The following is a 19,546-nucleotide window of genomic DNA, read 5'->3' on the forward strand; positions in this document are numbered from 1 at the left end:
GAGTCGGCATGCGACGTATAGCTGTGATGGGCGCTGCTGGGCGCATGGGCAAGATTCTGGTCGAGGCCGTGCAGCAGCGCGCGCCGCTGACCGGGTTGACCGCCGCCGTGGTTCGTCCTGGCAGCACGCTGATCGGCGTCGATGCCGGTGAACTGGCGTCGCTGGGTCGCATCGGCGTGCCGCTGTCCGGGCATATCGAGGCCGTGGCTGAAGAGTTCGACGTATTGATCGACTTCACCCTGCCCGAAGTGATGCTGAAAAACCTCGCCTTCTGCCGCAAGGCGGGCAAGGCCATGGTCATCGGTACCACTGGGCTGGACGCTGCGCAGAAGCAGTTGCTGGTCGAGGCGGGTAAGGACATTGCGATCGTGTTCGCGGCCAATTTCAGTGTCGGCGTCAATCTCTCGCTGAAGCTGCTGGACATGGCGGCGCGCGTGCTGGGTGATGATGCGGACATCGAAATCATCGAAGCCCATCACCGCCACAAGATCGATGCGCCGTCGGGTACGGCGTTGCGCATGGGTGAAGTGATCGCCAGTGCGCTGGATCGTGATTTGCAGAAAGTCGCGGTCTACGGTCGTGAAGGTCACACCGGCGCTCGTGAGCGTGAAACCATTGGCTTCGCCACCGTGCGCGGTGGTGATGTGGTGGGTGATCACACCGTGCTGTTCGCCTGCGAAGGCGAGCGTCTGGAGATCACGCACAAGGCGTCGAGCCGCATGACGTTCGCCAAGGGTGCGGTGCGTGCTGCGTTGTGGCTGGACGGTCGCGAACCGGGTCTGTACGACATGCAAGACGTGCTCGACCTGCGTTGATTCATTGCTGAACCCGGCGCAAACGCCCTGTTTGCGCCGGTTTTTCTCCGCTTGGCGACGACCTGTCGCATTCTCCGGCCTTTTCGGCTCTTTAGCGGTGGACCAAAAAAGCCTTTTTCTGTAAGCTACAGCTTTAGTGTGTCCACTAAAAGCGCGCAGAATAATTCAGTGAAGAAGCGGGGTGACGTGTCCATACGTCACTCCGCTTTTTTACAACCTGCGATCGCCCTTTCATGCGTTATTTACGGGAGGTCTTCTTGACTAAGCCAGCCATACTTGCCCTTGCTGATGGCAGCATTTTTCGCGGCGAAGCCATTGGTGCCGACGGTCAAACCGTTGGTGAGGTGGTGTTCAACACCGCAATGACCGGCTATCAGGAAATCCTTACCGATCCTTCCTACGCCCAACAGATCGTTACCCTGACTTACCCGCACATCGGCAACACCGGCACCACGCCGGAAGATGCCGAGTCCGACCGCGTTTGGTCCGCTGGCCTGGTCATCCGTGACCTGCCGCTGGTAGCGAGCAACTGGCGTAACACGATGTCCCTGTCCGACTACCTGAAAGCCAACAACGTTGTGGCAATCGCTGGTATCGACACCCGTCGCCTGACTCGCATCCTGCGTGAAAAAGGCGCTCAGAACGGCTGCATCATGGCCGGCGACAACATCTCCGAAGAAGCGGCAATCGCCGCTGCGCAAGGCTTCCCGGGCCTGAAGGGCATGGATCTGGCGAAAGTCGTCAGCACCAAGACTCAATACGAATGGCGCTCGACGGTCTGGGATCTGAAAACCGACAGCCACGCGACCATCGACGCTTCCGAGCTGCCTTACCACGTGGTTGCCTACGACTACGGCGTCAAGGTCAACATCCTGCGCATGCTGGTCGAGCGCGGTTGCCGCGTCACCGTGGTGCCGGCTCAGACTCCAGCGGCCGACGTACTGGCACTGAAGCCGGACGGCGTGTTCCTGTCCAACGGCCCTGGTGACCCGGAGCCATGCGACTACGCGATCAAGGCGATCAAGGAAGTGCTGGAAACCGAAATTCCGGTATTCGGCATCTGCCTCGGTCACCAACTGCTGGCGCTGGCCTCCGGCGCCAAGACCCTGAAAATGGGCCACGGCCACCACGGTGCCAACCACCCGGTGCAGGATCTGGACACTGGCGTTGTAATGATCACCAGCCAGAACCACGGTTTTGCGGTAGACGAAGAAACCCTGCCAGCCAACGTGCGTGCGATCCACAAGTCGCTGTTCGACGGCACCCTGCAAGGCATCGAGCGCACCGACAAGAGCGCGTTCAGCTTCCAGGGTCACCCTGAAGCGAGCCCGGGCCCGAACGACGTCGCGCCACTGTTCGACCGCTTCATCAACGAGATGGCCAAGCGACGCTAAGCGTTCGCCTTGAGACTGTAGAGAGAAGCCCTCGAGGGTGGCCCCGTTACCGGCGGCCCCTTCGAGACTTCAGAAATCGATCAAGACGGCTTGCCGACTGACCTGCGGATTTGAGTGACAAACCCATGCCAAAACGTACAGACATTAAAAGCATCCTGATTCTCGGCGCTGGCCCGATTGTTATCGGCCAGGCCTGCGAATTCGACTACTCCGGCGCCCAGGCCTGCAAAGCCCTGCGCGAAGAGGGCTACCGCGTCATCCTGGTGAACTCCAACCCGGCCACGATCATGACCGACCCGGACATGGCGGACGCTACCTACATCGAGCCGATCAAGTGGCAGACCGTTGCCAAGATCATCGAAAAGGAGCGTCCGGATGCGGTGCTGCCGACCATGGGCGGCCAGACCGCTCTGAACTGCGCCCTGGACCTGGAGCGCGAAGGCGTTCTGGAGAAGTTCGGTGTGGAAATGATCGGCGCCAACGCCGACACCATCGACAAGGCTGAAGACCGTTCGCGTTTCGACAAGGCGATGAAATCCATCGGCCTGGCGTGCCCGCGTTCCGGTATCGCCCACAGCATGGAAGAAGCCAACGCGGTTCTCGAAACCCTGGGCTTCCCGTGCATCATCCGTCCGTCCTTCACCATGGGCGGCACCGGTGGTGGTATCGCGTACAACCGTGAAGAGTTCGAAGAAATCTGCGCCCGTGGTCTGGACCTGTCGCCGACCAAAGAGCTGCTGATCGACGAATCGCTGATCGGCTGGAAAGAATATGAAATGGAAGTTGTCCGCGACAAAAAGGACAACTGCATCATCGTCTGCTCGATCGAAAACTTCGACCCGATGGGCGTGCACACCGGTGACTCCATCACCGTCGCTCCCGCTCAGACCCTGACCGACAAGGAATACCAGATCCTGCGTAACGCCTCGCTGGCGGTACTGCGCGAGATCGGCGTCGAGACTGGCGGTTCCAACGTTCAATTCGGTATCTGCCCGAACACTGGCCGCATGGTCGTGATCGAAATGAATCCGCGGGTATCGCGTTCCTCGGCACTGGCTTCGAAAGCCACCGGTTTCCCGATCGCCAAAGTCGCGGCCAAGCTGGCTGTGGGTTACACCCTCGACGAACTGTCGAACGACATCACCGGCGGCAAGACCCCGGCGTCTTTCGAGCCGTCGATCGACTACGTCGTGACCAAGCTGCCACGCTTTGCCTTCGAGAAATTCCCTAATGCTGACGCGCGCCTGACCACTCAGATGAAGTCGGTCGGCGAAGTCATGGCCATCGGTCGTACTTTCCAGGAATCGCTGCAGAAAGCGCTGCGCGGTCTGGAAGTCGGCGTTTGCGGTCTGGACGAGAAGCTCGACCTGAGCAACCCGGAAAGCATGAGCGTGCTCAAGCGCGAACTGACCGTGCCGGGCGCCGAGCGTATCTGGTACGTGGCGGACGCTTTCCGCGCTGGCCTGAGCGTCGAAGAAATCTTCGAAATGAACATGATCGACCCATGGTTCCTGGTGCAGATCGAAGATCTGATCAAGGACGAAGAGAAGGTCAAAACCCTCGGTCTGTCCTCTATCGACCGCGATCTGATGTTCAAGCTCAAGCGCAAAGGCTTCTCCGATCAGCGTCTGGCCAAGCTGCTGGGCGTCACCGAGAAGAACCTGCGCACGCACCGTCAGAAGCTCGAAGTGTTCCCGGTCTACAAGCGCGTTGACACCTGCGCCGCCGAGTTCGCCACTGACACCGCTTACCTCTACTCGACTTACGAGGAAGAGTGCGAAGCCGCACCGTCGGGTCGCGACAAAATCATGATTCTGGGTGGCGGTCCGAACCGTATCGGCCAGGGCATCGAATTCGACTATTGCTGCGTCCACGCTGCCCTCGCTCTGCGCGAAGACGGCTATGAAACCATCATGGTCAACTGCAACCCGGAAACCGTTTCCACTGACTACGACACTTCTGACCGTCTGTACTTCGAGCCGGTAACCCTGGAAGACGTGCTGGAAATCTGCCGCGTCGAGAAGCCCAAAGGCGTGATCGTCCAGTACGGCGGCCAGACCCCGCTGAAACTGGCTCGTGCTCTGGAAGCTGCTGGCGTGCCAATCATCGGCACCAGCCCTGACGCCATCGACCGTGCCGAAGACCGTGAGCGCTTCCAGCAAATGGTTGAGCGTCTGAACCTGCGTCAGCCGCCAAACGCTACCGTGCGCAGCGAAGACGAGGCTGTTCGTGCTGCCGCGAAGATCGGTTATCCGCTGGTGGTGCGCCCGTCCTATGTACTGGGCGGCCGCGCGATGGAAATCGTTTACAAGGAAGACGAGCTCAAGCGTTACCTGCGTGACGCGGTGCAAGTGTCCAACGACAGCCCGGTGCTGCTCGACCACTTCCTCAACTGCGCCATCGAAATGGACGTGGATGCGGTCTGCGACGGCAAAGACGTGGTGATCGGCGCGATCATGCAGCACATCGAACAGGCTGGCGTTCACTCCGGTGACTCCGCGTGCTCGCTGCCGCCGTACTCGCTGCCGGCGCACATCCAGGACGAGATGCGCGAACAGGTCAAGAAAATGGCTCTGGAACTGGGCGTTGTCGGCTTGATGAACGTACAGTTGGCGCTGCAAGGCGAAGACATCTACGTCATCGAAGTCAACCCGCGCGCTTCCCGCACCGTACCGTTCGTGTCGAAGTGCATCGGTGTCTCCCTGGCCATGATCGCTGCCCGCGTGATGGCCGGTAAGACCCTGAAAGAAATCGGCTTCACCAAAGAAATCATCCCGAACTTCTACAGCGTGAAAGAGGCGGTGTTCCCATTCGCCAAATTCCCTGGCGTTGACCCGATCCTCGGCCCAGAGATGAAGTCGACCGGTGAAGTGATGGGCGTCGGCGACACCTTCGGTGAAGCATTCGCCAAAGCCCAGATGGGCGCCAGCGAAGTGCTGCCGACTGGCGGCACCGCATTCATCAGCGTGCGCGATGACGACAAGCCACTGGTTGCAGGCGTTGCCCGTGATCTGATCAACTTGGGCTTCGAAGTGGTTGCCACTGCCGGTACTGCCAAGCTGATCGAGGCTGCTGGCCTGAAAGTTCGCCGTGTGAACAAGGTGACCGAGGGTCGTCCGCACGTGGTCGACATGATCAAAAATGACGAAGTCACGCTGATCATCAACACCACCGAAGGCCGTCAATCGATTGCTGATTCGTACTCCATTCGTCGTAATGCCTTGCAGCACAAGATTTACTGCACCACCACCATTGCTGCTGGCGAAGCTATCTGTGAAGCGCTGAAGTTCGGTCCGGAAAAAACCGTGCGCCGCTTGCAGGATCTACACGCAGGATTGAAGGCATGATCAAATACCCAATGACCGTCCAGGGCGCCAAAGCCCTGGAAGAAGAACACGCTCACCTGACCAAGGTCGTCCGTCCGAAGCTGAGCCAGGACATCGGTACGGCCCGCGAGTTGGGTGACTTGAAAGAAAACGCTGAATACCATGCCGCCCGCGAACAGCAAGGCATGGTCGAGGCGCGGATTCGTGACATTGAAGGCCGGATTCAGAATCAGGTCATCATCGACGTTACGACCATCCCGCACACCGGCAAGGTGATTTTCGGCACCACCGTCGAAATCGCCAACGTCGAGACCGATGAAAGCGTCACTTACCACATCGTGGGTGAGGATGAGGCTGACTTCAAACTCGGCAAGATTTCCGTCGGTTCGCCTTTGGCCCGTGCCTTGATCGGCAAGGAAGAAGGCGATGTGGTCGCCGTGAAAACGCCGAGTGGCGTTATCGAGTACGAGATTGTCGAAGTCCGTCACATCTGAAAGTGGGCGCCCGCTGCGTGCGGGCGCCATGCTTTGGCAGCTGGTCCAGATGCTTTGGGTCGGCGGTCTATGGTTGATTCATCTCGGTTTGCAGCCGGCGCTGGGCGAGATTGGCCTGGCACCGTTGCTGATCGATGAAGTGGCCAGTGCATTTGAAGTGCTGGTGGTGGGGTTTGCCGCCGCATGCGTGATTTTTCAGGCTTTGGTGCTGGTTCAGGCCGAGGGCCTTGCCAGTCTATGGCGAGATTTTCGCGGGCAGGTGCTGTTGATGGCGTTGTATGCGTGTGCGATGTTTGTCGCAGTACGTGTCGGCTGGCCGGATGCGCAGCGCTGGCAGGTATTCAGCTTTCTGATTCTGGGCTTTTCCGGGTTAGTGCTGGTGCTGCAGCCAGTGCCGGGATGGAGTGGCAGGGTGCGCGAAGCACACCCTTGACCCTTGTCATCACTTGAAGCGATGAACGTTCGACAGCTGCTTGTTGGCGCTGAAGTTCTTGCGGTAAACCAGTGCCATCTTGCCGATGACCTGCACCAGATCCGCTTTGCCGACCTTGCACAGTTCGGCAATGTGCGCGATGCGCGATTCGCGATCGAGGATGTTGAGCTTGATTTTGATCAGCTCGTGATCCGCCAAAGCGCGCTCAAGTTCGGCTAACACGCCTTCAGTCAAACCGTTGTCAGCCACCGTCAAAACTGGTTTGAGGTGGTGGCCAATGGATTTGTACTGTTTCTTCTGCTCTGGAGTGAGCGGCATAATCTGACCCTTTCGTCTGGATTCTGTAAAATGGCGGCCATTTTACCCGAGGGCTCGTGGATCCGCCCAATTAATCACGACTCTTATTATCGAGGTGCCCAATGGCGCGTTCCAAGACAAGCCTTGGTTGGCTGAAACGACATGTCAACGATCCCTATGTGAAGCAAGCGCAGAAGGATGGCTACCGCTCGCGTGCGAGTTACAAACTTCTGGAAGTCCAGGAGAAATACAAGCTGATTCGTCCCGGCATGAGCGTTGTCGACCTCGGTGCGGCACCTGGTGGCTGGTCGCAGGTCACCAGTCGTCTGATCGGCGGTCAGGGGCGTTTGATCGCCTCGGACATTCTGGAAATGGACAGCATCCCTGATGTGACCTTTATTCAGGGTGACTTCACCGAGGACGCAGTGCTCGCTCAGATTCTTGAAGCCGTGGGTAATTCGCAGGTGGACCTTGTGATTTCCGATATGGCCCCCAATATGAGTGGTACGCCCGAAGTGGATATGCCGAAGGCCATGTTCCTTTGCGAGCTGGCACTTGATCTGGCAGAGCGGATCCTCAAGCCGGGTGGCAATTTTGTGATCAAGATTTTTCAGGGCGAAGGATTTGATGTTTACCTGAAGGACGCTCGCAAAAAGTTCGACAAGATCCAGATGATCAAGCCGGACTCCTCTCGTGGCAGCTCTCGCGAGCAATACATGCTGGCTTGGGGTTATCGCGGGCGTAGTGAGTAAAACGAGGTTTTTGTGCGGGGTGATAGGTTTTTAGTATTTCGCCCGGCTAGCATTAACGAATATTGTGTAGAAAGTGTTTCACAAAGGGTTACAGACGGCGCCTGCCAGAGCCGTAGGTAATGTAGTAAGTTAGGCCGGTGAATATCATGCGAAGCGCGCGCCAGTAGCGGAGCTTGCTTCAGAGGGTAGTTAATTGAACGATATGGCAAAGAATCTGATCCTGTGGTTGATCATCGCGGCTGTCCTGGTGACGGTGATGAACAACTTCTCCAGCCCTAACGAGCCGCAGACCCTCAACTATTCCGACTTCATCCAGCAGGTCAAGGATGGCAAGGTCGAGCGCGTAGCGGTTGATGGCTATGTAATCACCGGCAAACGCAACGATGGCGACAGCTTCAAGACCATTCGTCCGGCGATTCAGGACAATGGCCTGATCGGCGATCTGGTCGACAATCACGTTGTGGTTGAAGGCAAGCAGCCTGAGCAGCAAAGCATCTGGACCCAGCTTCTGGTGGCCAGCTTCCCGATCCTGGTGATCATCGCGGTGTTCATGTTCTTCATGCGCCAGATGCAGGGCGGTGCCGGTGGCAAGGGCGGACCGATGAGCTTCGGCAAGAGCAAGGCACGCCTGCTCTCCGAAGATCAGGTGAAAACCACATTGGCTGACGTTGCCGGTTGCGACGAGGCGAAGGAAGAAGTCGGCGAACTGGTTGAGTTCCTCCGTGATCCGGGCAAGTTCCAGCGTCTGGGCGGTCGTATTCCTCGCGGTGTGCTGATGGTCGGTCCTCCCGGGACTGGTAAAACCTTGCTGGCCAAAGCCATTGCTGGTGAAGCCAAGGTGCCGTTCTTCACCATTTCCGGTTCTGACTTCGTCGAAATGTTCGTCGGTGTTGGTGCCAGCCGTGTTCGTGACATGTTCGAGCAGGCGAAAAAACACGCGCCTTGCATCATCTTCATCGACGAAATCGACGCCGTTGGTCGCCATCGTGGCGCCGGCATGGGTGGGGGTCACGATGAGCGCGAGCAGACCCTCAACCAGTTGCTGGTTGAGATGGACGGCTTTGAGATGAACGACGGCATCATTGTTATCGCTGCAACCAACCGTCCTGACGTGCTCGACCCTGCGCTGCTGCGTCCGGGCCGTTTCGACCGTCAGGTCGTGGTGGGTCTGCCGGATATCCGTGGTCGCGAACAGATTCTCAAGGTTCACATGCGCAAAGTGCCCATGGGTGACGACGTCGCTCCGGCCGTGATCGCGCGTGGTACTCCGGGTTTCTCCGGTGCTGACCTGGCCAACCTGGTCAACGAAGCGTCGCTGTTCGCTGCACGCAGCGGCAAGCGCATCGTTGAAATGAAAGAATTCGAACTGGCCAAAGACAAGATCATGATGGGCGCCGAGCGCAAATCGATGGTCATGTCCGAGAAAGAAAAGCAGAACACTGCTTATCACGAAGCCGGCCACGCCATTGTTGGTCGCGTCGTGCCTGAGCATGATCCGGTCTACAAGGTGTCGATCATCCCGCGCGGTCGTGCGCTGGGTGTGACCATGTTCCTGCCGGAAGAAGATCGCTACAGCTTGTCCAAGCGTGCGCTGATCAGCCAGATCTGCTCGCTGTACGGCGGCCGTATCGCTGAAGAAATGACTTTGGGCTTCGACGGTGTGACCACCGGCGCTTCCAACGACATCATGCGTGCCAGTCAGATTGCACGGAACATGGTGACCAAGTGGGGGTTGTCGGAAAAACTCGGTCCATTGATGTATGCCGAAGAAGAGGGCGAAGTGTTCCTCGGTCGCGGCGGTGGCGGTCAGGCTGCGAGCTTCTCCGGTGAGACGGCCAAGCTGATCGACTCCGAAGTGCGCAGCATCATTGACCAGTGCTACGGCACGGCCAAGCAGATCCTCACGGATAATCGTGACAAGCTCGACGCCATGGCTGATGCCCTGATGAAGTATGAGACGATCGACGCTGAACAGATCGACGACATCATGGCGGGTCGTACGCCGCGTGAACCTCGCGACTGGTCGGGTGGTACGGGTACACCGCCACCTCCGGTAGTTCGTGACGAGCGTCCGGAAACACCGATTGGCGGTCCGGCTGCTGACGTTTAAGGTTTGAAATGACTTCTGTACAGTCCCTGACCCGGTTGCCTTGCGGCAACCGGGTTCTTGATTTGGCCCGGACGCATGTCATGGGCATTCTCAATGTCACTCCCGATTCTTTCTCTGATGGTGGCCAATACAGTCAGCTGGATGCGGCCTTGCGCCATGCGGAAGCGATGGTTGCAGCGGGTGCGACGCTGATTGATGTCGGTGGCGAGTCCACCCGACCTGGCGCGCGAGCGGTTTCTCCGCTCGAAGAGCTTGAGCGCGTGGCGCCGATTGTTGAGCTGATCAATCGCGAACTTGATGTGATCATCTCCGTCGATACCTCGACGCCTGCGGTGATGCGCGAAACCGCGCGACTGGGTGCCGGCTTGATCAATGATGTGCGATCGCTACAGCGCGATGGAGCGCTGGATGCAGCGGCGGCGACAGGGTTGCCGGTGTGTCTGATGCATATGCTCGGTGAGCCTGGCGATATGCAGGACAATCCGCATTATCAGGATGTGACTCGCGAGGTTGGAGGGTTTCTCGCGGAGCGAATGTCGGTGTGTGCGTCGGCGGGTATTCCTGCCGAGCGGATCATTCTTGATCCGGGTTTCGGTTTCGCCAAAACCTTGCAGCACAATCTAAGCTTGTTCAAGCATATGGAGGCCCTGCATGCGTTGGGGCGGCCATTGTTGGTTGGTGTTTCGCGCAAAAGCATGATCGGACACGCGCTGAATCGTCCTGTGGGCGAGCGCCTGCATGGTGGTCTGGCGCTGGCGGCACTGGCGTCAGTCAAGGGCGCGCGTATATTGCGTGTCCATGATGTGGCGGAAACGGTAGATGTGGTGCGGATGATCGCGGCCGTTGAATCAGCCGAATAAGAATGATGGAGCACTTATGAGCAAGAAATACTTTGGTACTGACGGCATTCGTGGTCGAGTCGGTGAATACCCGATTACTCCTGACTTCATGCTCAAGCTCGGCTGGGCTGCCGGCATGGCGTTCCGCAAAATGGGCGCCTGCAAGGTGCTGGTGGGCAAGGACACACGGATTTCCGGCTATATGTTTGAATCGGCGCTTGAGGCCGGTCTGACTTCGGCAGGTGCCGATGTGATGCTGCTTGGCCCTATGCCGACACCCGCGATCGCTTACCTGTCGCGCACGTTCCAGGCCGAGGCCGGTATTGTGATCAGTGCATCGCACAATCCGCACGACGATAACGGCATCAAGTTCTTCTCCGGCAAGGGCACCAAGCTGCCAGATGAGCTGGAGCTGATGATCGAAGAGTTGCTCGACACACCGATGACGGTGGTTGAGTCGAGCAAGATCGGCAAGGTGTCGCGTATCAACGACGCCTCCGGTCGTTACATCGAATTCTGCAAAAGCAGTGTGCCGACCGGTACCAGTTTTTCCGGCCTGAAGATTGTGATCGACTGCGCCCACGGTGCGACCTACAAGGTAGCGCCTAGCGTGTTCCGTGAACTGGGTGCGGAAGTGGTGGTGCTTTCGGCGCAACCTAATGGCCTGAACATCAACGACAACTGCGGCTCGACCCATATGGGTCAGTTGCAAGCGGCGGTGCTGGCTGAGCATGCTGATCTGGGTATTGCCTTCGATGGTGACGGTGACCGTGTTCTGATGGTGGATCACACCGGTGCCATCGTTGATGGTGACGAGTTGTTGTTCATCATCGCTCGTGACCTGCATGAGCGCGGCAAGCTGCAAGGCGGCGTGGTCGGCACCCTGATGAGCAACCTGGGGCTTGAGTTGGCACTGGCGGAGCTTTCAATTCCGTTCATTCGTGCCAATGTTGGCGACCGCTATGTGATCGCCGAATTGCTCGAGCGCAATTGGCTGGTCGGTGGTGAGAATTCGGGGCATATCGTTTGCTTCAATCACACCACAACCGGCGACGCGATCATTGCTGCGCTGCAAGTATTGATGGCGCTCAAAACACGTAACGAAGGCCTGGCGCAAACCCGGCAAGCGTTGCGCAAGTGTCCTCAGGTCCTGATCAATGTGCGTTTCGGTGGTGGCGAAAGTCCGCTGGAGCACCCGGCTGTCAAGGAAGCCAGTGCGCGTGTAACGCAAGCAATGGCGGGCCGTGGTCGTGTACTTTTGCGCAAGTCCGGTACAGAGCCTCTGGTGCGCGTGATGGTCGAAGGCGAGGACGAAACCCAGGTTCGTAACTATGCCGAAGAACTGGCAAAACTGGTAACTGAAGTTTCTGCCTGATACGGCTTGCAAGCCATGATTGTGTTGGGTAACATCTGCGCCCACTTTGACCGACGAGGTACAGCATGCGTCGCCCTATGGTAGCTGGTAACTGGAAGATGCACGGTACCCGCGCCAGCGTCGCTGAGCTGATCAACGGCCTTCGTCATCTGGCCTTGCCAAGCGGTGTTGAAGTCGCAGTGTTCCCGCCTTGCTTGTATATCAATCAAGTGATTGATGGCTTGAAAGGCAAGTCGATTTCGGTCGGCGCGCAGAACTCTGCGGTGGAAGCGATGCAAGGTGCGCTGACAGGTGAGATTGCACCGAGTCAGCTGGTGGATGCAGGTTGTTCCCTGGTGCTTGTCGGGCACTCCGAACGCCGCCAGATAATGGGCGAGCGAGACGGAATGCTGAATCGCAAGTTCGCAGCGGCACAGGCATGTGGCTTGATTCCGGTGTTGTGTGTAGGGGAAACCCTTGAGCAGCGTGAAGCCGGAAAAACTCTTGAGGTTGTCGGGCGTCAGCTGGGCAGCATCATCGAGGAGCTGGGTGTTGGTGCTTTTGCCAAGGCAGTGATTGCTTACGAGCCGGTCTGGGCCATTGGTACCGGGCTGACTGCAACGCCGCAACAGGCTCAGGATGTGCATAAAGCCATTCGCGAGCAGTTGGCGGCAGAGAATTCTGAAGTCGCACGAGGTGTGCGGCTTCTATACGGCGGCAGCGTGAAGGCGGCCAATGCGGTCGAACTGTTCGGCATGCCGGATATCGATGGGGGGCTCATTGGTGGAGCTTCCCTGAATGCAGATGAGTTCGGTGCGATTTGTCGCGCCGCGGGAAACTGAAAAAATGCTGGAAACAGTCGTAGTCGTTTTTCATCTGCTGGGTGCATTGGGCGTAGTTGCTCTGGTTTTGCTGCAGCAGGGTAAGGGTGCGGACGCTGGCGCGTCTTTCGGAGCAGGTGCTTCAAATACTGTGTTCGGAAGCCAAGGTTCCTCTACCTTTCTTAGTAAGTTTACTGCTATACTTGCCGCCGGTTTCTTCATAACCAGCTTGGGGTTAGGTTACTTTGCTAAAGAGAAAGCTCATCAGCTGACTCAAGCAGGTCTCCCAAATCCAGCAGTGTTGGAAGTGCCTAAGCAACAACAGCCGGCTTCTGATGATGTCCCGGTGCTTCAAGAGCAAAAGTCGGCTACTCCAGCGACTGACGTACCTCCAGCTCAAGAGCAGAAGTAAGAAGGGTTTTAAACGTAGTTTTGCCGAGGTGGTGGAATTGGTAGACACGCAACCTTGAGGTGGTTGTGCCCATAGGGTGTAGGGGTTCGAGTCCCCTTCTCGGTACCAATTAGTCAGGAGAGCCCGCTGTTGCGGGCTTTCTTGCAGGTGGAAGGTTACATTGACCCTATAAGGGATCGGTCGTATACTTCCGCCCCAGCTTTGTCGCGGGGTGGAGCAGTCTGGTAGCTCGTCGGGCTCATAACCCGAAGGTCGTCGGTTCAAATCCGGCCCCCGCAACCAGTTTAAGGAGCCCCTTTTAAGGGGCTTTTTGTTAGCTGGACACTTTCAACGCCGCTGTTCGACGGCGTTTCAAGGATGGGCGTTTCGCCCATTTTTTTATTTTGCAAAGCATGCACATATCATGCACTAGGGGGTTCAGGTGTCGAGCAAGCTAGAAGAGTTGCAGGCCTTGCTGGCCCCGGTGGTCGTGGCCCTGGGCTATGAATGCTGGGGTATCGAGTTTTCGGCTCAGGGTCGTCACTCGATGTTGCGCGTTTATATCGATAAAGAGGGTGGCGTGCTGGTGGACGATTGCGCCATTGTCAGCCGTCAGATCAGCGGTGTACTGGATGTTGAAGATCCAATCACCGTCGAATACACCCTCGAAGTTTCCTCGCCTGGCATGGAGCGCCCACTGTTCACTCTTGAGCAGTTTGCAAAATTTGCCGGTGAACAAGTGAAGATCAAGCTGCGCTCGCCTTTTGAAGGTCGACGCAACTTTCAGGGCCTTCTGCGCGGTGTAGAAGAACAGGATGTCGTGGTGCAGGTAGAAGACCATGAGTTCCTGTTGCCGATCGATATGATCGACAAGGCCAACATTATTCCCAGTTTTGACTGAGACGCGGATCCCGCGGATCCAATGGCTTGCGAAAGGCGAGGCGTACGATGAGCAAAGAAGTACTGCTGGTTGTTGAGTCGGTATCCAATGAAAAGGGCGTACCGGCAAGCGTAATTTTTGAAGCGCTGGAGCTGGCTCTGGCCACTGCTACCAAAAAGCGTTTTGAAGACGAAGTTGACCTGCGTGTGGAAATTAACCGCCACACCGGGGCATACGAAACTTTCCGTCGCTGGACGGTCGTCGAAGAGAATGATCTTGACGATCCGGCCATCGAAACCTGGCCAAGCAAGGTTGCTGAAACGCATCCGGGTGCCCAGGTTGGCGACGTCGTCGAAGAGAAAATCGAATCCATCGAGTTCGGCCGCATCGCTGCACAGACTGCCAAGCAAGTCATCGTGCAGAAAGTGCGTGAAGCCGAGCGCGCTCAAGTGGTCGACGCCTATCGCGAGCGCCTGGGGGAAATCATCTCCGGCACCGTGAAAAAAGTCACCCGCGACAACGTGATCGTCGATCTGGGCAACAATGCTGAAGCGTTGCTGGCCCGTGAAGACATCATTTCTCGCGAAACTTTCCGCGTTGGCGTGCGTTTGCGTGCGCTGCTCAAGGAAATTCGCACCGAGAACCGCGGCCCGCAGCTGATCCTGTCGCGTACCGCGCCGGAAATGCTGATCGAGCTGTTCCGTATCGAAGTGCCGGAAATTGCCGAAGGCCTGATCGAAGTAATGGCAGCGTCCCGTGATCCGGGGTCGCGCGCCAAGATCGCCGTCCGCTCCAAGGACAAACGTATCGACCCACAGGGCGCTTGCATCGGTATGCGCGGTTCGCGCGTCCAGGCAGTGTCGGGTGAGTTGGGCGGTGAGCGTGTTGACATCGTTCTTTGGGACGACAACCCGGCTCAGTTCGTGATCAACGCCATGTCCCCGGCTGAGGTTGCGGCAATTATCGTTGACGAAGATGCCCATGCAATGGACATCGCCGTTGGCGCAGACAATCTGGCTCAGGCCATCGGTCGCGGTGGCCAGAACGTACGTCTGGCCAGCCAGTTGACTGGCTGGACCCTGAACGTGATGACCGAATCGGACATCCAGGCTAAGCAGCAAGCAGAAACCGGCGACATCCTGCGCAACTTCATCGACGAGCTGGAAGTCGACGAAGACCTGGCACAGGTGCTGGTAGATGAAGGCTTCACCAGCCTGGAAGAGATTGCCTACGTACCGTTGGAAGAAATGCTCAACATCGACGGCTTTGACGAAGATACCGTCAACGAGCTTCGCGCTCGTGCCAAGGATCGTTTGTTGACCAAAGCCATCGCTACTGAGGAAAAGCTGGCAGACGCCCATCCGGCCGAAGACCTGCTCTCGCTTGAGGGTATGGACAAGGATTTGGCGATGGAACTGGCGGTGCGCGGCGTAATTACCCGCGAAGACCTGGCCGAGCAGTCTATTGACGACCTGCTCGACATCGACGGCATTGACGATGATCGTGCCGGCAAGTTGATCATGGCCGCCCGAGCCCACTGGTTCGAGTAATTAGGCGCGGCCTGAGGAGAGAAGTGCATGACGCAAGTCACGGTGAAACAACTGGCCGATGAGGTCAAAACACCGGTAGAGCGCCTGTTGCAGCAGATGCGTGAGGCAGGTCTGCCGCACACCGCCGCCGAAGAAAATGTGACTGACAGTGAGAAGCAGTCCCTGCTGACTCACTTGAAAAGCAGCCACAAGGCGAAAGTGGAAGAACCACGCAAGATCACGCTGCAGCGTAAAACCACCAGCACCCTGCGTGTGGCTGGTAGCAAGAGCATCAGCGTAGAAGTTCGCAAAAAGAAAGTTTTCGTACAGCGTAGCCCGGAAGAAATCGAAGCCGAACGCAAGCGTGAACTGGATGAGCGTCGCGCAGTAGAAAATGCTGCCCGTCAGAAGGCTGAAGAAGAAGCCAAGCAACGCGCCGAAGTAGAAGCGCGTAATCAGCCTGCTGCTGCGCAGAACGCTACCAGCGCTGCCGTTGCGGCGCCGGCTGCCGCTGCCGAACCTGTACGCGAAAGCGCACCGGTTGCTGCCGCTGCTCCTGCACCGTCTGCTGAAGTTCGCAACAAGCAGAACGAACAGCGCCGTCCGGACAAACCACGTGCCGACGACAACAATCGTCGCAGCGGTGGCGGTGATGGCGAGCGCAAAAACGCTCCGCATCGCGCTTCGGTCAAGGAAAAAGCGCCGGCGCCACGTGTGGCACCACGCACTACCGACGAAGAAAGCGATGGCTTCCGTCGCGGTGGTCGCGGCAAGGCCAAGCTGAAGAAGCGCAATGCCCACGGTTTCCAGAGCCCGACCGGCCCTGTCGTGCGTGATGTGCAGATCGGCGAGACCATCACTGTTGGCGATCTAGCCAATCAGATGTCGGTCAAGGCTGCTGAAATCATCAAGTTCATGTTCAAACTGGGTACCCCAGCGACCATCAACCAGGTGCTTGATCAGGAAACTGCTCAACTGGTAGCCGAAGAACTGGGCCACAAAGTGACCCTGGTCAGCGACACCGCCCTGGAAGATTCCCTGGCCGAGTCCCTGAAGTTTGAAGGTGAGTCGTTCTCCCGTGCGCCAGTCGTGACCGTAATGGGCCACGTTGACCACGGTAAAACGTCCCTGCTCGACTACATCCGTCGTGCCAAGGTAGCTGCTGGCGAAGCCGGTGGTATCACCCAGCACATCGGTGCATACCACGTTGAAACCGAACGCGGCATGGTCACCTTCCTCGATACCCCGGGTCACGCCGCGTTTACCGCAATGCGTGCTCGTGGTGCCAAGGCGACCGACATCGTGATTCTGGTGGTTGCAGCGGACGACGGCGTGATGCCGCAGACCATTGAAGCAGTTCAGCACGCAGTAGCGGCTGGCGTTCCACTGGTTGTAGCAGTGAACAAGATCGACAAGCCGGGCGCCGATCTGGATCGCATCCGTAGCGAACTGTCGGTTCACGGCGTGACTTCCGAAGAATGGGGCGGTGATACGCCGTTCGTACCGGTCTCGGCGAAAGTCGGTACTGGTGTCGACGAGCTGCTCGAAGCCGTTCTGCTGCAAGCTGAAGTTCTCGAACTGAAAGCGACCCCGTCTGCTCCTGGCCGTGGTGTTGTGGTTGAATCGCGTCTCGACAAAGGTCGTGGCCCGGTGGCAACCGTTCTGGTTCAAGACGGTACCCTGCGCCAAGGCGACATGGTCCTGGTCGGTTCGAACTATGGCCGCGTGCGTGCCATGCTCGACGAGAACGGCAAGCCAATCAAAGAAGCCGGTCCTTCCATCCCTGTCGAGATCCTCGGCCTGGACGGTACTCCGGACGCTGGCGACGAGATGAGTGTGGTTGCCGACGAGAAGAAAGCCCGTGAAGTGGCTCTGTTCCGTCAAGGCAAGTTCCGCGAAGTCAAACTGGCTCGCGCTCACGCCGGCAAGCTGGAAAACATCTTCGAAAACATGGGTCAGGCCGAGAAGAAGACGCTCAACATCGTCCTCAAATCCGACGTCCGTGGTTCGCTGGAAGCGTTGAACGGTGCCTTGAATGGCCTGGGCAACGACGAAGTACAAGTGCGCGTAGTTGGCGGCGGCGTTGGTGGTATCACCGAATCCGACGCTAACCTGGCACTGGCTTCCAACGCTGTACTGTTCGGTTTCAACGTGCGTGCCGATGCTGGCGCACGGAAGATCGTCGAGCAGGAAGGTCTGGACATGCGTTACTACAACGTGATCTACGACATCATCGAAGACGTCAAGAAAGCCCTGACCGGCATGCTCGGCAGCGATGTTCGCGAGAACATCCTGGGTATCGCCGAAGTGCGTGACGTGTTCCGTTCGCCGAAGTTTGGCGCGATCGCTGGTTGCATGGTGATCGAAGGTGTTGTGCACCGTAACCGTCCGATCCGTGTACTGCGTGAAGACATCGTTATCTTCGAAGGCGAGCTGGAATCCCTGCGCCGCTTCAAGGATGACGCTTCCGAAGTACGTGCCGGCATGGAATGCGGTATCGGCGTGAAGAGCTACAACGACGTCAAAGTCGGCGACAAGATCGAAGTCTTCGAGAAGGTTCAGGTTGCTCGCAGCCTCTAACTCGCGCACTTCAGGAGCCGTGATGGTTGGCCGCACTCAAGGGTGCGGCGCATCACCCGGACTCTAAACGCAACGCCCGGTCTGGCTTTTGTCAGGCCGGGCGTTTGCCGCTTTCAGACCTGGCGGGTTTCACCGCCGGGCAGTAACAGGTAACAAAATCATGGCAAAAGAATACAGCCGTACCCAACGTATCGGCGATCAGATGCAGCGCGAGCTGGCTCAACTGATCCGTCGCGAAGTCAAAGATCCACGTGTGGGTCTGGTCACCATTACCGCTGTGGAAGTCAGCCGTGACGTCGGTCACGCAAAGATTTTCATCACCGTGATGGGGCAGGACAACGCTGAAGACATCGCGCAGAGCATCAAGGTACTGAATGCCGCCGCAGGTTTCCTGCGTATGCAACTGGCCCGTGAAATGAAGCTGCGCAGCGTGCCGCAACTGCACTTCCACTACGACGAATCCGTCGTCCGTGGTGCGCATCTGTCGGCTCTGATCGAGCGTGCCGTGGCTGAAGACAATCAGCATCCGGTCGCTGCTGAACCTGAAGACACCAAGGAGTAACTCGGTGGCTCAGGTCAAACGTATCCGTCGTAACGTCAGCGGCATTATCCTGCTCGACAAGCCGTTGGGGTTCACCTCCAACGCCGCGTTGCAGAAGGTTCGCTGGTTGCTCAACGCCGAGAAGGCCGGTCACACCGGCAGCCTCGATCCGCTGGCCACTGGCGTCTTGCCGCTGTGCTTTGGCGAGGCGACCAAGTTCTCGCAATACCTGCTCGATTCCGACAAGGCTTATGAAACCCTCGCGCAACTGGGCAAGACCACCACCACGGCCGATGCCGAAGGTGAGGTTTTGCAGGAACGCCCGGTGACCGTTGGTCGCGCCGATGTCGAAGCGGCATTGCCGAAATTTCGTGGGCAAATCAGTCAGATACCGCCGATGTACTCGGCGCTCAAGCGTGATGGCCAGCCGCTGTACAAGCTGGCCCGTGCAGGCGAAGTAGTGGAGCGCGAACCGCGTTCTGTTACTATTGCGCGCTTGGAATTACTGGCCTTCGAAGGCGATACTGCGCGTCTTGCGGTGGATTGCAGCAAGGGCACCTATATTCGCACCCTGGTGGAGGATATCGGTGAGCAACTCGGTTGTGGTGCGTACGTCGCTGAATTGCGCCGTACCCAGGCCGGGCCTTTCACCCTGGCGCAGACCGTGACCCTCGAAGAGCTCGAAGCGGTACATGCCGAAGGCGGCAACGAAGCGGTGGATCGCTTCCTGATGCCGTCGGACAGCGGCTTGCAGGATTGGCCGTTGCTGCACTTCTCCGAAGCGAGTGCGTTCTACTGGCTCAACGGCCAGCCGGTGCGTGCCCCGGATGCTCCGAAGTTCGGCATGGTGCGGGTACAGGATCACAATGGCCGCTTCATCGGTATCGGTGAAGTGAGCGAAGACGGGCGCATTGCACCACGTCGACTGATTCGGTCGGAATGACCGAAACCGGTCTGTGTCAAAGCAGGCTGGCGAGGGTGGCTGTTAAC

General features: G+C 58.0%; 17 protein-coding genes and 2 tRNA genes. 18 read left to right on the forward strand and 1 reads right to left on the reverse strand.

Translation table 11 applies throughout. From position 1 onward, the window contains the following. The first annotated feature begins 8 nt into the window (after window positions 1–8). The 5 genes from dapB to WA225_RS28665 all read left to right on the forward strand — a co-directional run bounded on the left by dapB (window position 9) and on the right by WA225_RS28665 (window position 6,462). A complete protein-coding gene (gene dapB, locus WA225_RS28645; protein WP_422610548.1) occupies window positions 9–815 on the forward strand; it encodes a 4-hydroxy-tetrahydrodipicolinate reductase in 807 nt (268 codons plus the stop codon). A gap of 257 nt (window positions 816–1,072) precedes the next feature. Continuing rightward, window positions 1,073–2,209, forward strand: a complete 1,137-nt coding sequence (carA, locus tag WA225_RS28650) for a glutamine-hydrolyzing carbamoyl-phosphate synthase small subunit (RefSeq protein WP_007915228.1) — start codon at window positions 1,073–1,075, stop codon at window positions 2,207–2,209. Between the two features lie 125 nt (window positions 2,210–2,334). After that, window positions 2,335–5,556, forward strand: a complete 3,222-nt coding sequence (gene carB, locus WA225_RS28655; RefSeq protein WP_422610549.1) for a carbamoyl-phosphate synthase large subunit — start codon at window positions 2,335–2,337, stop codon at window positions 5,554–5,556. Next, window positions 5,553–6,029 (forward strand): transcription elongation factor GreA, encoded by a 477-nt coding sequence (gene greA, locus WA225_RS28660; protein WP_003221530.1) that lies wholly within the window; start codon window positions 5,553–5,555, stop codon window positions 6,027–6,029. The genes carB and greA overlap by 4 nt, the downstream gene beginning before the upstream one ends. Window positions 6,030–6,057: 28 nt before the next feature. Further along, entirely contained in the window at window positions 6,058–6,462 is a 405-nt protein-coding gene (locus tag WA225_RS28665) for an MFS transporter (protein ID WP_422610550.1), read from the forward strand. A 9-nt stretch (window positions 6,463–6,471) separates the two neighbouring features. Here WA225_RS28665 and WA225_RS28670 read toward each other — a convergent pair whose 3' ends face one another. Then, the gene (locus WA225_RS28670; protein ID WP_064119467.1) at window positions 6,472–6,780 is read right to left on the reverse strand and encodes a YhbY family RNA-binding protein; all 309 of its coding nucleotides are present in this window, start codon (window positions 6,778–6,780) and stop codon (window positions 6,472–6,474) included. Window positions 6,781–6,881: 101 nt separating this feature from the next. Here WA225_RS28670 and rlmE point away from each other — a divergent pair, with 101 nt between their 5' ends. From rlmE to truB, 13 genes are all read left to right on the forward strand, one after another. Next, complete coding sequence (gene rlmE / locus WA225_RS28675; protein ID WP_008088328.1) at window positions 6,882–7,511, forward strand: 23S rRNA (uridine(2552)-2'-O)-methyltransferase RlmE; 630 nt, start codon at window positions 6,882–6,884, stop codon at window positions 7,509–7,511. A gap of 202 nt (window positions 7,512–7,713) precedes the next feature. Further along, window positions 7,714–9,621, forward strand: coding sequence for an ATP-dependent zinc metalloprotease FtsH (ftsH, locus tag WA225_RS28680; protein ID WP_016986501.1), 1,908 nt, complete (start codon window positions 7,714–7,716; stop codon window positions 9,619–9,621). Between the two features lie 8 nt (window positions 9,622–9,629). Further along, on the forward strand, window positions 9,630–10,481 hold the full coding sequence (gene folP / locus WA225_RS28685) for a dihydropteroate synthase (protein WP_422610551.1): 852 nt from the start codon (window positions 9,630–9,632) through the stop codon (window positions 10,479–10,481). A gap of 16 nt (window positions 10,482–10,497) precedes the next feature. Continuing rightward, entirely contained in the window at window positions 10,498–11,835 is a 1,338-nt protein-coding gene (gene glmM, locus WA225_RS28690) for a phosphoglucosamine mutase (RefSeq protein ID WP_422610552.1), read from the forward strand. Window positions 11,836–11,900: 65 nt separating this feature from the next. After that, window positions 11,901–12,656 (forward strand): triose-phosphate isomerase, encoded by a 756-nt coding sequence (gene tpiA, locus WA225_RS28695; RefSeq protein WP_422610553.1) that lies wholly within the window; start codon window positions 11,901–11,903, stop codon window positions 12,654–12,656. Window positions 12,657–12,660: 4 nt separating this feature from the next. Beyond that, on the forward strand, window positions 12,661–13,047 hold the full coding sequence (secG, locus tag WA225_RS28700; protein ID WP_016986497.1) for a preprotein translocase subunit SecG: 387 nt from the start codon (window positions 12,661–12,663) through the stop codon (window positions 13,045–13,047). A 22-nt stretch (window positions 13,048–13,069) separates the two neighbouring features. Then, window positions 13,070–13,155, forward strand: a tRNA-Leu gene (locus WA225_RS28705). Between the two features lie 97 nt (window positions 13,156–13,252). Then, window positions 13,253–13,329: transfer RNA gene (locus WA225_RS28710), tRNA-Met, on the forward strand. Between the two features lie 139 nt (window positions 13,330–13,468). Continuing rightward, entirely contained in the window at window positions 13,469–13,927 is a 459-nt protein-coding gene (gene rimP / locus WA225_RS28715) for a ribosome maturation factor RimP (RefSeq protein ID WP_064387885.1), read from the forward strand. Between the two features lie 47 nt (window positions 13,928–13,974). Then, on the forward strand, window positions 13,975–15,456 hold the full coding sequence (gene nusA, locus WA225_RS28720; protein WP_422610554.1) for a transcription termination factor NusA: 1,482 nt from the start codon (window positions 13,975–13,977) through the stop codon (window positions 15,454–15,456). A 27-nt stretch (window positions 15,457–15,483) separates the two neighbouring features. Further along, a complete protein-coding gene (gene infB / locus WA225_RS28725; protein WP_422610555.1) occupies window positions 15,484–18,015 on the forward strand; it encodes a translation initiation factor IF-2 in 2,532 nt (843 codons plus the stop codon). Between the two features lie 160 nt (window positions 18,016–18,175). Further along, window positions 18,176–18,577: a 30S ribosome-binding factor RbfA gene (gene rbfA / locus WA225_RS28730; RefSeq protein ID WP_007915259.1), complete on the forward strand. Its 402-nt coding sequence runs from the start codon at window positions 18,176–18,178 to the stop codon at window positions 18,575–18,577. 4 nt (window positions 18,578–18,581) lie between these two features. Further along, window positions 18,582–19,499, forward strand: coding sequence for a tRNA pseudouridine(55) synthase TruB (gene truB / locus WA225_RS28735; protein WP_008088346.1), 918 nt, complete (start codon window positions 18,582–18,584; stop codon window positions 19,497–19,499). Window positions 19,500–19,546 lie beyond the last annotated feature (47 nt).

It is taken from the genome of Pseudomonas sp. (assembly GCF_049300855.1).
GTDB lineage: Bacteria > Pseudomonadota > Gammaproteobacteria > Pseudomonadales > Pseudomonadaceae > Aquipseudomonas.

Coding starts and splice junctions, on each gene's coding strand:
- dapB (WP_422610548.1), top strand. CDS start 9: ATGCGACGTATAGCTGTGATGGGCGCTGCTGGGCGCATGGGCAAGATT.
- carB (WP_422610549.1), top strand. CDS start 2,335: ATGCCAAAACGTACAGACATTAAAAGCATCCTGATTCTCGGCGCTGGC.
- greA (WP_003221530.1), top strand. CDS start 5,553: ATGATCAAATACCCAATGACCGTCCAGGGCGCCAAAGCCCTGGAAGAA.
- WA225_RS28665 (WP_422610550.1), top strand. CDS start 6,058: ATGCTTTGGCAGCTGGTCCAGATGCTTTGGGTCGGCGGTCTATGGTTG.
- WA225_RS28670 (WP_064119467.1), bottom strand. CDS start 6,780: ATGCCGCTCACTCCAGAGCAGAAGAAACAGTACAAATCCATTGGCCAC.
- rlmE (WP_008088328.1), top strand. CDS start 6,882: ATGGCGCGTTCCAAGACAAGCCTTGGTTGGCTGAAACGACATGTCAAC.
- ftsH (WP_016986501.1), top strand. CDS start 7,714: ATGGCAAAGAATCTGATCCTGTGGTTGATCATCGCGGCTGTCCTGGTG.
- folP (WP_422610551.1), top strand. CDS start 9,630: ATGACTTCTGTACAGTCCCTGACCCGGTTGCCTTGCGGCAACCGGGTT.
- glmM (WP_422610552.1), top strand. CDS start 10,498: ATGAGCAAGAAATACTTTGGTACTGACGGCATTCGTGGTCGAGTCGGT.
- tpiA (WP_422610553.1), top strand. CDS start 11,901: ATGCGTCGCCCTATGGTAGCTGGTAACTGGAAGATGCACGGTACCCGC.
- secG (WP_016986497.1), top strand. CDS start 12,661: ATGCTGGAAACAGTCGTAGTCGTTTTTCATCTGCTGGGTGCATTGGGC.
- nusA (WP_422610554.1), top strand. CDS start 13,975: ATGAGCAAAGAAGTACTGCTGGTTGTTGAGTCGGTATCCAATGAAAAG.
- infB (WP_422610555.1), top strand. CDS start 15,484: ATGACGCAAGTCACGGTGAAACAACTGGCCGATGAGGTCAAAACACCG.
- rbfA (WP_007915259.1), top strand. CDS start 18,176: ATGGCAAAAGAATACAGCCGTACCCAACGTATCGGCGATCAGATGCAG.